General features: G+C 38.1%; 11 protein-coding genes. 2 read left to right on the top strand and 9 right to left on the bottom strand.

What is annotated here, in order from left to right; translation table 11 throughout:
• Positions 1-9 precede the first annotated feature (9 nt).
• The 6 genes from DLD54_RS08245 to thiD all read right to left on the bottom strand — a co-directional run bounded on the left by DLD54_RS08245 (position 10) and on the right by thiD (position 5,525).
• Complete coding sequence (locus DLD54_RS08245; RefSeq protein ID WP_109918900.1) at positions 10-1,104, bottom strand: DUF871 domain-containing protein; 1,095 nt, start codon at positions 1,102-1,104, stop codon at positions 10-12.
• Positions 1,070-2,362: a PTS sugar transporter subunit IIC gene (locus DLD54_RS08240; RefSeq protein ID WP_109918899.1), complete on the bottom strand. Its 1,293-nt coding sequence runs from the start codon at positions 2,360-2,362 to the stop codon at positions 1,070-1,072. Before DLD54_RS08240 ends, DLD54_RS08245 begins: the two co-directional genes overlap by 35 nt.
• Positions 2,359-2,670, bottom strand: coding sequence for a PTS sugar transporter subunit IIB (locus DLD54_RS08235; RefSeq protein ID WP_046327757.1), 312 nt, complete (start codon positions 2,668-2,670; stop codon positions 2,359-2,361). Before DLD54_RS08235 ends, DLD54_RS08240 begins: the two co-directional genes overlap by 4 nt.
• Positions 2,671-2,813: 143 nt before the next feature.
• Complete coding sequence (locus DLD54_RS08230; protein WP_109918898.1) at positions 2,814-3,788, bottom strand: LacI family DNA-binding transcriptional regulator; 975 nt, start codon at positions 3,786-3,788, stop codon at positions 2,814-2,816.
• Positions 3,789-3,975: 187 nt separating this feature from the next.
• The gene (locus DLD54_RS08225; protein WP_109919027.1) at positions 3,976-4,647 is read right to left on the bottom strand and encodes a type 1 glutamine amidotransferase; all 672 of its coding nucleotides are present in this window, start codon (positions 4,645-4,647) and stop codon (positions 3,976-3,978) included.
• A 65-nt stretch (positions 4,648-4,712) separates the two neighbouring features.
• The gene (gene thiD, locus DLD54_RS08220; RefSeq protein ID WP_233335807.1) at positions 4,713-5,525 is read right to left on the bottom strand and encodes a bifunctional hydroxymethylpyrimidine kinase/phosphomethylpyrimidine kinase; all 813 of its coding nucleotides are present in this window, start codon (positions 5,523-5,525) and stop codon (positions 4,713-4,715) included.
• A 139-nt stretch (positions 5,526-5,664) separates the two neighbouring features.
• Here thiD and glpK point away from each other — a divergent pair, with 139 nt between their 5' ends.
• Entirely contained in the window at positions 5,665-7,167 is a 1,503-nt protein-coding gene (gene glpK / locus DLD54_RS08215; RefSeq protein ID WP_109918896.1) for a glycerol kinase GlpK, read from the top strand.
• A 21-nt stretch (positions 7,168-7,188) separates the two neighbouring features.
• Entirely contained in the window at positions 7,189-7,959 is a 771-nt protein-coding gene (locus DLD54_RS08210) for a tyrosine-protein phosphatase (protein ID WP_038524568.1), read from the top strand.
• Between the two features lie 91 nt (positions 7,960-8,050).
• Here DLD54_RS08210 and DLD54_RS08205 read toward each other — a convergent pair whose 3' ends face one another.
• From DLD54_RS08205 to DLD54_RS08195, 3 genes are all read right to left on the bottom strand, one after another.
• Positions 8,051-9,391: an MATE family efflux transporter gene (locus tag DLD54_RS08205; protein WP_109918895.1), complete on the bottom strand. Its 1,341-nt coding sequence runs from the start codon at positions 9,389-9,391 to the stop codon at positions 8,051-8,053.
• Position 9,392: 1 nt separating this feature from the next.
• A complete protein-coding gene (locus DLD54_RS08200; protein WP_158593339.1) occupies positions 9,393-11,027 on the bottom strand; it encodes an amidohydrolase in 1,635 nt (544 codons plus the stop codon).
• Between the two features lie 230 nt (positions 11,028-11,257).
• Positions 11,258-12,253, bottom strand: coding sequence for a response regulator transcription factor (locus DLD54_RS08195; RefSeq protein ID WP_109918893.1), 996 nt, complete (start codon positions 12,251-12,253; stop codon positions 11,258-11,260).
• Positions 12,254-12,328: the final 75 nt, after the last annotated feature.

The following is a 12,328-nucleotide window of genomic DNA, read 5'->3' as shown; positions in this document are numbered from 1 at the left end:
GTTTTTCCTTTAATAACTAGCAAGCTCAATAAATTTAAATTTGTCCCACGGCTTGATAAAGTCGATATATTGCAAATCACTAGGGACTATCTGAGCAACAACATTTTTTAAATGTTCATGATTATCCATGTTCTGTTTAACGATATTCAATTCACCCTTATATTGCTTGAAATCATTATTACCGATTGTAATCATTCCCCTTTTTAGGGTAGCTACAGGGTTATTCACAGGAATGTTTTGCTTATTGTATTTTAATTTAACAAAAGTAGAACGAATAGCATAGCTGTTAATGTCCCCACGATTAAAGTGTAGATTTTTAAGCACTATTTCTCTTTCAAGTTCAGTGGCTGTAGGAACGAAGTCGATAAAAAATTGGGGAATATTCGAGCTTAACTTTGCCACCTTTTGTAATTCTTCGTCGCTGGCAAATGCGTTACCAATTAAAATATCGTCGATCAGTTGAGTATTAATCAAATATTGCGCCTGCTTTTCAATTGGAATTCCGCGGTGAATTTCTAAAGTAGGGAGACCGGCATTGTATGGATGTGGCCCAATTTTGCCAAAATTTGAAGAAATAAAAGCTGCTGTCCTTAACCCGAGGTCATGATATTTTTTGGTTGTGTTCAAAAAGTATTCTGTGTCTAAGCCAGTGTAGCGCTGGGGATAAAAGTTGTGGCAACCAATAATTTTGTCTTTTATGGGGCTATAACTAAGGATGTTTTCCAAGTTCTTGGTGTCATTACTGATGTTGACTTCAATGGTTAGTCCTTCGGGATTGTAGGTCATGACTGATTCAGGCAGTCCGTCAAAGCTGGAATCTAGGCGTACAATATCAGCTCCTAATTCTTTAAAAAAAGAAAGGTCATTATAACTGACATGCAAACTGGTAAATAAAGCAGGATTAACGTCTAAGCTAACCCACATTTTTCTTGTTCGGGCGTGGGTTAATACCGTTTTAAATTTATTAAGAGTTTTTGACTGATCTTCTGTCAGCTCCAACAGACTGGTAAAAAGTCTGCTAAAGCCTAAATCAGCCGCTTTATCAATATAATTAATGCAATCAGCGACACTACTTTTGTTCGGATAGACTGATATCCCCTTCATCATTGCCTTCCTTTTCTAATTTTAATTGATTGTTGTCAAACATTTTGAAGAATGGATAGTATATGGCAAGCGAAATCAAGATATTGATTATGCACAAAACTATTGCGCGCCAGTCAAAGCCGGTAGACATCCAGGCACCAATAGGTCCTGGAAGCGTCCAAGCAACTACAGCTCTAGTGTATGCCACTAGGTGCAATTTCATTGCGCCATAGGTTACTGCCGCCATTGCAGTAGGGGCTAAGACAAATGGGATTGCAAAATACGGGTTCATGATGATTGGAATACCAAAAATTAACGGTTCATTAATGTTAAAAATAGCAGGAAGAATTGTTACTGTACCCATTGCTTTACTGAATTTTGATTTACTAAAGAAAAGTAGGAGTATAGATAATGACAGGGTAGCGCCTGCACCACCAATCCAGACAAACCATTGGAAGAATTGCTCGGTCATAAAGTGTACGGGAGCTTGGCCGTGGGCAATTGCTGTTACATTAGCATTAAGGTTGGCATACCAGTATGGGTAAAGAATAGGGGTTGCGATAACCATACCGTGAACGCCAAACAGCCAAACAATTGTAATCAGTAAGACTGGGATAATAGCTGATAGGAAAGTGTCACGGCCAAAGTACCCAATTGGGGAGAAAACCCAAGTCAAAATCTTATTGATATCTAATTTGAATATTTCTTTCAGAATAAACGAAACGACAATGATTAAAACACCTGGTATCAGGGCACTGAAAGATTTTCCGACAGCCGCCGGAACACCATTAGGCATCTTAATAACTAAGTTGTGCTGGTTAAAGAACCGCACTATTTCAGTAGCAAAAATAGCACAAAGTATAGCAGTAAACAAACCTTGAGCGCCCATGTTGCCGATAGAAACATAGGTACCGGCTGCCAAACCAGCTTTAGGCTTGTTTAAAACCATAGGTTCAATAGCTAAAATGAAAAAAGACATTTCAGCTAAAACGCTGGTTGATATTGGATCAACTTTGTAATATTTTGACAAATGAGATGTGATTGAAAAAACACAGTAAATAGCCATTAGGTTAATGGAAAAATACATTGGCACCGAAAGCATGGCAGCATAAGGCTTAATAAAGTTATTCCATGAAGCAATTGGCAAGTTTAACAGGATAGTAAAGAAGGAGCCGATAATTGAAACAGGGATGATTACCGACATTCCGTCTCTAATAGCAGTTAGATAGCGGTTGTTGGCAATTTGCCCCATCTTTGCGGAAATGGCATCATAACTCATTTTTCAGCCTCCTGGTTAACTAATTCGTACAACTGGTTGATTTTTGCTGGCGTGTACATGGTCATGGGAATAAGAATAAATTTGGTATTTTTCTTAGCAGCTTCTTCTTCGAAGTCTTTTTTCTTAAAGGAAACTTGAGGGGCTAGAAGAATAAATTGATAATCTTCTTCATTCAAGTCGTCAGGCACTTTATCAATGCTGGTTTCATGAACTGTCCAATTTTGCCCATGTTTAGCTGCTTCATTTTGTAATGCGGTTGCTAACAGGGATGAACTCATACCACCACCACATGCTAGTAATATCTTCATAATTTTCCTCCTTATAATGAATCGTTTCAAATTAGTTAAAAACTAATAAATGTTGCACTAATAAATTAATATTTAGATCAAAATGAAACATTTCAAATTATAGGTAAATTATATTACCATATTCCGCTTATCGCAATTGCTTTCTACATTTTGTGAAAAATATTGTCGCAATAGATTGTTTGAAAATTAGCTTGGATTGACTTGGTCAATCTACCAATTAATAGCCTGCCGGCAGTGTTGCCAATTTGATTTAGAGGCTGTTCAATTGAGCTGATACCGGGATAAAAAATATCATTAATAAAAAAGTGATCATAAATCAAAAATTTGATATTTTTATTACATCCTTTTTGGTAATAAGCTTTGATTGCACCTAAAGACATATAATAATTAATAACAAATACTGCATCTAAATCTTTATTTTGATTGCTGAGATAATTAAATCCGTCATAACCAGATTTGATGGTATAATCGCCAGACCAGATGTACTTTTTACGCAGGGGTATATTATTTTGCAATAAGGCGTCTTCATAGCCTTGCTGCCTTTTTTGGGTAATATAATTATCTGCAGAACCAGTGATGATGCCAATATTGCGGTAACCCTTTTTAATTAGATAATTAATACCGGTTTTAGAAGATTCATAATTATTAACTACTACCGCATCTGATTTAAGCCCTTTAATCGGGGCGTCAATTGCGACAATGGGGATGTTCGTTTTGCTAATCTTATTGAGCATCGGCGTCACTTTATCTTGGTGGAAAACGACTAGGGCATCTATTGACCTGTTAATTAAAAAATCAATTTTTTGCTCAAGGCGTTTTTTATCATCATGATAATCACAGACAATGATGCTGTAGCCAAATTGTTCCACATAAGTTTCAATCGCAGAAACGATTGACATGGAAAAATAATCGGTTAATTGATTAATGACAATTCCGATTGACATGGTTTTATTTTTCTTTAAACCGCTGGCTATAATATTTTGATGATAATCTAATTCTTTCATAGCCTGTTTTATGCGTTGAGCTGTGACTTTCTTTTGCTGTTTACCGTTGAGATAATTTGAAACCGAGCCAATTGATACACCAGCTAATGTTGCCACATCTTTAACTGTTGCCACTTTTATGACCTCTTTTAAAACTGTTAGAATAATAAAATTGTTATTACATTCATGATTTAAATATAAAAATTAAGTTAGTTAAAAAATAATCCGCATTTCTAAATACATAATAAAAGTATTGGCCTATACAAGTCCAATACTCACACATTAAATATTTGATTTTAAATAGTTTGCGGATAGCTATTTGTTACTGAGCATTTACCCGCTCATTATGCCATTCTAAAATCATTTTGACTATGGCATTCGCAACATTTAAGTTTTTTAATATTGGGCCATGAGAATATGTTCCAATAAAATTGCGGTAACGCAAACCTTCAACGTGGTCTTGGGGATTGTTGCCATAGCCTTCAATCATTTCGCCAAGAGGATGCAGCTTGTCTTTGTCATCAAAATAGGTTTGGCCCGAATGATTTTCAAAGGCTTTGACTTCACCCCATTCACTCATATAGCGGGTATCGCCAATCATGCGTTTATCTGCTTTAAAGACAGTATGAAATGGTAGAATATCTAACCCTTTAATTGTGACGCCGGCATTAGTTTTGTAATAAGTGCCTACGAGCTGATAGCCGCCACAGACACCTAACATAGGTTTGCCTTCATTAATATACTTGGTTAATGTTTCCTTATGACGCGGTAAATCTTTGGCAACAACTGTCTGTTCAAAATCTTGTCCGCCGCCAAAAAAGACAAAGTCATAGTCAAAGGCATTAAATTTAGCGCCAAGAGAAATATTATCAACTTGTGTATGGTAGTTTTGCTTTTTAAGCAAAAAACTAATAATTTTAACATCGCCTGAATCACCATAAGTATTCATCAGGTCTTCGTATAAGTATGCAACTTTGATTGTTTTATTCGTCATCATGCACCAACCTCTATTATCTTGTTTAAAGTATATCTTAATAGCTAGAAGTGGGCAAAGAATAGTTATTTAAGATTTTGCTGCGCTGCAAAATGATTGATTGGTCCATATTTTGAGCCAACTTCAATGGGATGAGCAATAGCTTCGTACGTGAAGTCCTTAGCAGTTTGCACACTGTCAATAATGGTCTGCCCCTTGGCTAGTTCAGCAGCAATCACGGCAGAAAGGGTATCACCAGTGCCGTTAATTCTGTCTGTATTGATAAAAGGCTTGGAAAATTCATGGAATTTGCCGTCTGCCGTAAGTAATATGTCAGTTACTTGCGTCTGGCTGGAGTTGTCGTGGCGGCCTTTCATCAATACATTTTTGGCACCCATATTGTGCAGCTTTTTAGCGCCTGCATAAATTTCATCTTTGCTATTCAAATTTAAACCAGTCAGTTTTTGCTGCTCGTAAAAGTTAGGTGTGATAATGTCGGCAAGCGGCATTAACTGCTCGAGAAAGGCATTATAGGCATCGTCATCCAGCAGGGTGTCACCATGTTTGGTCATTATCACCGGATCAAGCACGATCTTACCCATATCATATTTGCGCAGATTAGCAGCAACACAGGCAATGACTTCCTTGTTAGCCAGCATACCGGTTTTAAGCGCACTAATTTTAAAATCATCATTTAAAACGTCAAATTGCTTTTGAATAAAAGAAATAGGCATGACTTCTTGAGCATAAATTCCAGTAGTGTTTCCAGCTACAGCAGCTGTTAAAAGGCCCATACCATATACTTGGCGGGCATAAAATGAATGTAGGTCAGCAGTCATACCAGCACTGCCATCGCTATCGTTGCCGGCAATTGTTAAAGCAATAATTTCTTTTCTCATTATTATGTATCCTCATTTTAATAAAAGCTCTATGTAACCAGTATAACTTAAAATAACTATAATGTTATAATTATTTCTTGTAAAAGCACTGCTGGGTAGTAAAATTAACTTAAATCGCTTTCTTTTGGAGAGGATACGTATGGTAAAAAAATATATTATGGCAATTGATGAAGGGACTACTTCAACCAGAGCAATGATCATTGATCATCAGGGTCAAAAAATAGCGTCTTCACAAAAAGAATTCCCCCAGTATTTTCCCCAGCCTGGTTGGGTAGAGCACAACGCCGAAGAAATTTGGCATGCAGTACAAAGCACTATTGCTAATGCCATGATTAATTCTGGTGTGCGACCAGAGCAGATAGCGGCTATTGGTATTACTAATCAGCGTGAAACCACAGTTATTTGGGATAAAAAAACCGGCAAGCCTATTTATAACGCAATTGTTTGGCAGTCGCGTCAAACTACCGCGCTGGCTGAAAAATTAAAAAATGACGGTTTTAGTGACCTGATCCATCAGAAAACAGGGCTGATTATTGATCCGTACTTTAGTGCAACCAAGATTCGCTGGCTTTTAGATCATGTTGCAGGAGCACAAGAAAGGGCCGAAAAAGGTGAATTGCTTTTTGGCACCATTGATAGTTGGCTCTTATGGAATTTGACCAATGGCGAAGTCCATGTGACCGATTATACTAATGCTTCCAGAACCATGCTTTTTAATATTCATGATCTAAAATGGGATGATGACATCTTAAAGCTGCTCAATATCCCTCAAGCAATGTTACCGGAAGTAAAGTCTAATTCTGAAATATACGGTTATACTAAGTCTTATACTTTTTTCGGGGGCAAAGTGCCGATAGCCGGCATTGCTGGAGATCAGCAGGCAGCCTTATTTGGTCAGCTGGCCTTGAAGAAGGGTATGGTAAAGAATACTTATGGCACTGGTTCATTTATTGTGATGAATACGGGAAATGAACCGACAGAATCGGATAATAATCTGTTGACAACTATTGCTTATGGTTTAAATGGTAAAATTTCTTATGCCTTAGAGGGCTCTATTTTTGTTTCCGGCAGTGCGATCCAGTGGCTGCGTGACTCCATGAAAATGATCAAGACAGCTGCAGATTCAGAAAAAGCGGCTAAGCAGTCAAAATCTGAAAATGAAGTTTATGTTGTTCCGGCATTTACCGGCTTGGGCGCACCATACTGGGATTCGGAAGCACGTGGCGCCGTTTTTGGCATCACACGGGGAACAAACAACTACGATTTTATCAAGGCAACGTTGCAATCGCTGGCCTATCAAACACGTGATGTAGTTGACACAATGCAAGAAGATTCAGGCATTACAATTCCTGCTTTACGCGTTGACGGTGGTGCATCAAATAACGATTATTTGTTGCAATTTCAATCTGATATTTTAGGAATCAAAATAGAACGTGCTCAAGTATTGGAAACAACCTCAATGGGTGCAGCTTTCTTAGCTGGACTAGCTGTTGGTTATTGGCAAAACGTTGAGGAATTAAAGGATATTTTTGTTGTAGGTAAAACCTTTGCTCCGCAAATGTCACAGAGTGAAAGAGAAAATCTCTATCATGGCTGGAAGAAAGCAGTTAAAGCTACTCAACTATTTGCGCATGACAAATAAAAACATAGGGAGGTAAGAAGATTGGCACACGATCGCATAGTTGCATTAGACGGCCCAATGAATTTTCGGGATGTTGGCGGCTATCAAAATGCGGCTGGCAAAACAGTTAAATGGAATAAAATTTATCGTTCGGATTCGCTTAGTTCGCTAACGGCAAAAGATCAGGTTAAATTAGCCAAGTTGCGGGTCACTGTCGATTGTGATTTGCGCTCTGAATATGAAAAATCTTCCTCGCCTGATAATCCTTGGCCTGAGGTGGAATACGTTGATTTACCAATATATTCTGACGGCATCAGTGACAGGCAGGATAATCGGGTCTACCGCTTTTTGCATCATATTCCCAATATGCAAAATAACTTTATTGGGCGTATATACCAGCAAACTTTATTAAGTTCACATAGTCAGGAAATGTTTGCGCGTGTTTTTGCGGAACTACTGGAATTGCCGGCAGATGAGGCTTTAGTTTATCATTGTAGTGCCGGAAAAGATAGAACCGGTATGGTTTCAGCATTGATTTTAATGGCTCTGGGTATTGATGATGATACGATTGCCCGCGATTATTTATTAACTAACGAACTTTATGATTTTGCTGTTTCAAGACAACTGCCAAGTAATGATGAAATTACCCAAATGGTTTCTAAGATGAATGTCACTAAAGGAGAAGGTATTGCCATTCGCGGTATTACAGAAACTGTTCGCGGCGGTTGGGGCGGGTTCCCCACCTTTTTTACCAAAGTTCTGGGTTTTAGTGCTGAAGACCTAGCCCAACTGCAGCGCATGTATTTGGAATAGCAAAAATAGCCAGTAAAGTTTTAGACCAAGCAAAAAAGCCGCACATTATGTGCGACTTTTTTATTTGAAGCTTAAATTGGACAAATAATTTTTACATGTAATGATATTTCGTACGTGCCTTAAATAAGAAGAAGACGGATATAATTGCAGTAAATGCTTCAGCAACTGTTAAAGCGATCCAAATACCATTACCGCCGAAGATCATTGGTAAGACAATTAAACAAAGAATTGGCATTACTAATGACCGGCTAATTGAGATAACTAAAGGCATCATTGTATCATTGAATGCTGTTAACATGTCCTGAATACAAATATTTATACCCACAAAAACAAAGCATGTCGCAAAGAGCAGCCATTTTTGCTTACCCAAGATAAATTCTGGTGAGTTAGGTGATACGTAAATGCGCAGCACCGGATAAGCCATAAACCATGATCCAACTCCGAATAAGATTAATAAAACGAGGCAGGCTTTGACGTACTTCTTGAAAATATCTTTAATTTTGACGTAATTCTTTTCACCAATCAGATAACTGAAAATAGGACCAACGCCTTTACCGTAACCTAAGAATGGTGCTAAGAATAAGAACTGTGCGTAGAGGTAAATGGCGGCAACAGCTACGCCTTTTTCGCCGTAAAATTTCATTGCCTGAATATTGTAGACGGCAGTCATGACAGCGGTAGCGGCACTGTAGACAAAGTCAGCCAAACCTAATTTGAAACATTCCCAAATTTCACCGGGAGTTGCCTTTGGCGCTGCGTAGTGCAATGAATTTTTGTGAGAAATAACGGCAACCAGTGACAAGATGGCTGAGAAAGCTACACCAGTGTTAAAGCCAAGTGCTGCACCGGCTGTGCCCATGTGCCAAACAGCCTGGTAAAGAAAGTCGGCTGCTAGAGTAACCAGACCACCGGCAATTGTGATAACCATACAATAAGTTGGTTTACCAGCTACCAATAGCCACATTTGGAAGTCGAGCTGAATACAATAAACAATCATAAAGTACTTATGTACTGACCAATAAGTTGCGCATACAGGAGCCAGTTTGGCATCAGCCCCAAGCATGAGCCAGACGTTATTGCCCATTAATGTAACGATAATTACCCAAACCAAAGTAATTAAAACTGAGCTAATAAGCATAAAAGTAAACAGCTGGTTGGCTTCTTTATCACGTTTTTCACCCATCATTTTGCCTAATACGGCAGTAGAACCGCCGGAAATCAAAAATGATATGGCTTCAATTACCGCCTGTACCGGGTAAATAATATTGATAGCAGATAGAGTAGCCGTACTATTGAAATTTGTCGCGATGGCCGTATCAAAGATTTGATAAATACCTGTCCATAATTGCAGCAAAATGGAGGGTACACCAAACATGAAAAGGGCGAAAAAGGTAAAATCGCGTGCTAATCGGTTAGTTTTTTCTTCTGCCATGCTACTTCTTACCTCTCGAGTAAACCATTTTACCGTCAATCATCGTGAAGATTGGCTTAGTATTGTGGATGTCATGTGGATTAATTGTAAATAAGTCTTGATCAAGTAGAACCATATCAGCGGCTTTACCAACTTCGATTGAACCCGTTTCTTTTTCACGGAAGTTTTGGAAAGCACCATTAATCGTGTAACTGGTGAGCATTTGTTCGACACTAACTCTTTCAGTTGGGTCCAAGACAGTCTTTTCACTCTTATCGCCGGGAGCACATCTGGTAACGCCAACTTCGATGGTTTCCATTGGATCAGGATTAGTCACTGGGAAATCAGTTGCGGCAGATACCAGAACGCCTTGATCCCAAAATGACTTTAACTTGTATTCACGTGAGGCTCTTTCTAAGCCCAAATACTTAACTTCCAAAGCGTCAAAGTAAATTGGGTCCTTGAAGAACCAAGCTGGATCACAGGCAGCAATGACTTTGTCTTTAGCCATTCTGGCAATGTCACTTTCACGAATGACCTGCAGGTGAGTTAGAGTTGGGCGCCAATCTTTTTTAGGCTTTTTGGCTTGTGCATACTCAATTCCAGTCAAAGCTGCATCAATTGCGGCATCTCCAATAACGTGGCAGTGAACTTGGAAGCCCTTCTCTTTAGCCCGCCGCATCATGTTGTTTAATTGCTCTTGTGTGCAGTTGAAGTTACCCCGGTATCCCGGTTTATGAACATAGTCGTCAAAGAAGTAAGCCGTGGCTGATTCAACCACGCCATCAACGACAAACTTCAGGTTGTTGCACTTATAATGTTTACCATGGTAAGCATCGCGAATAGCAGCAAAATCGTCTAATTTGTCGGGACTATCGTGCTCAGGTCTAATGTGAAAGCCTGATACGACCTTTAATTTTAATTTTCCTTCGATATCCAATTCTTCCAGAGCCTGTTGTGCCCTTGTTTCATCACGCAAAATTGGTTCGTAGATTGAAGTCAAACCCATTGATAATAAACGATCTTGCAGCCATAAAACGGCTTTTTTAATTTCTTCCACCGTATAATCCGGAACTGTCTTTAAGATATCGCCCATTGCCCATTCGCGGACTAAGCCAGTTGGCTCTTTGGTCTTAGGATCAAGAACGAATTCACCTTTTTCTTTGGAAACATAACCTTTGCCGATGCCGGCATTTTCAAGAGCTTTACTGTTAACAATATAAGAGTGTCCGTCAACTGATTGCAATAATACCGGCTTATCGCTGCATGCAGCATCAATCCATGATTTGTCGGGTCTTTCGGCAATAATAGCATTTTCCCAGCCGGTACCCATGTAATAATCACGATCTGGATGTTCATCAACGTATTTTTTGATAATCTTCGTGTAATCATCGACACTTTTACCACCAGCTAACTGAATCTTATACATTCCTTCAGTTGCACCAGATGAAAAGTGCATATGGCTATCTGTCATTCCCGGGATAAATAGTCCGTCGTTATTAACAATATATTCGGTCTTAGGACCAATATAAGATTTCGCTCCGTCTTTAGAGCCTACATAAACAAATTTACCATCTTTAACAGCAACTGCCTCAACATATTTATGCTTTTGAGCAGCAGTAAAAATTTTTCCTGTTAAAACATAATCTGCTTCCATAATTCCCATCTCTTTCACTAAATTTACCCATGTGACTAATAACACATGCGCTACAATTCATTATCCGCAAAAACACTGTTTTCACATTAACCTAAAGATATATTTCTCTATATCTTTGGGCTACAAGGACTATGAGCTTAAGCTTAACGGGCATTAAAAAATCCAGGCTCATATTTCAAAATGAGCCTGGATTTAGCCGCTATAGCGGCGTTACAAAGCAAAATGATTATCTAGTGGTAATTCAAAAATTTATTAATCAGTTGGCTTCTGCGGGATACTTCCATTTTATTTAAAATATTGTGGACGTGAGCCTTAACAGTTCCAACGGTAATATATAGTTTATCTGCAATTGCTTGGTTGCTTTCACCTTGCAAAACTAACAGCAAGACATCAACTTCTCTTTTGGTCAAGCCATAATGATCACAGAATTCGTGAACTTCTGCTTTTTGAAAAGATAAATCTTTGTTTTCATATTTTTGCACAGTATATTCACTAAGCCGCTGTTGCACCAAATTTTCTACTTGCCTGTGGGTATATTCTTCATGTTCGTGTTTTGTAATAAATAAAATAACAATAGCTAAAACAAAGTAATAACCGTCTTCAATTAAGTTGACGTGATTTTCGTAAAACGGGAATTTAACATCGATAAGTCTTTGCCATTTTGAGAAGGTACCAATTTCAATTAAAGACAATCCCAGCGCGATAAACGAACAAATATAAAATATTTGCTGATTCTGGGGCAGTTTTTTCCAGGGCAGACAAAAAAGCAGCAAAATAATGAATTGGCAGATTTGATTAGTGCTTTTACCTGCAATATACCAATCGGCTGGATTGAGGGTAGTAAGAAAAATTACTTCTAGGATTAAAGAAGTTAGCGCCAAAATATTGGCTATTGGGATCACAGGTAACTTTTTATTCATATTAGTTAGTTCGTTAAGACAGAAGATAGTGATAATATTTTCACCAAAAGTAATGGTAAATTCCACCAGCAAATACCAGTAGTTTAAGATTATTTTTCGACTGCCAACAGCAATAATGCTGCGGGTTACAAACTCATAACCTGTTTCAAAAGTACTTTCAAAAATAAAAGAGATAAATAGCCATTTCAACAGTAAAAAGAGCTTCTTTTTTGATAAGTTATAAACAACGGCGCAGTTACAAACTACGCTCATAAAAAGAAGTATGAAAATAACGTCATAGACATAAATAAAGATATCATTGCGCATCGTTAAAATAACTCCGAGTAAGAATATTGATTCAGAATTACTAATTAAACTAATGATTTACTGAACCCATCTCTT

The organism is Lactobacillus helsingborgensis (genome assembly GCF_003173695.1).
In the GTDB taxonomy this organism is placed as follows: Bacteria; Bacillota; Bacilli; order Lactobacillales; family Lactobacillaceae; genus Lactobacillus; species Lactobacillus helsingborgensis.
This window is presented reverse-complemented; position numbering and strand designations above follow the sequence as displayed.

Coding starts and splice junctions, on each gene's coding strand:
- DLD54_RS08240 (WP_109918899.1), bottom strand. CDS start 2,362: ATGAGTTATGATGCCATTTCCGCAAAGATGGGGCAAATTGCCAACAAC.
- glpK (WP_109918896.1), top strand. CDS start 5,665: ATGGTAAAAAAATATATTATGGCAATTGATGAAGGGACTACTTCAACC.
- DLD54_RS08235 (WP_046327757.1), bottom strand. CDS start 2,670: ATGAAGATATTACTAGCATGTGGTGGTGGTATGAGTTCATCCCTGTTA.
- DLD54_RS08225 (WP_109919027.1), bottom strand. CDS start 4,647: ATGACGAATAAAACAATCAAAGTTGCATACTTATACGAAGACCTGATG.
- DLD54_RS08195 (WP_109918893.1), bottom strand. CDS start 12,253: ATGCGCAATGATATCTTTATTTATGTCTATGACGTTATTTTCATACTT.
- DLD54_RS08245 (WP_109918900.1), bottom strand. CDS start 1,104: ATGAAGGGGATATCAGTCTATCCGAACAAAAGTAGTGTCGCTGATTGC.
- thiD (WP_233335807.1), bottom strand. CDS start 5,525: ATGAGAAAAGAAATTATTGCTTTAACAATTGCCGGCAACGATAGCGAT.
- DLD54_RS08205 (WP_109918895.1), bottom strand. CDS start 9,391: ATGGCAGAAGAAAAAACTAACCGATTAGCACGCGATTTTACCTTTTTC.
- DLD54_RS08200 (WP_158593339.1), bottom strand. CDS start 11,027: ATGGAAGCAGATTATGTTTTAACAGGAAAAATTTTTACTGCTGCTCAA.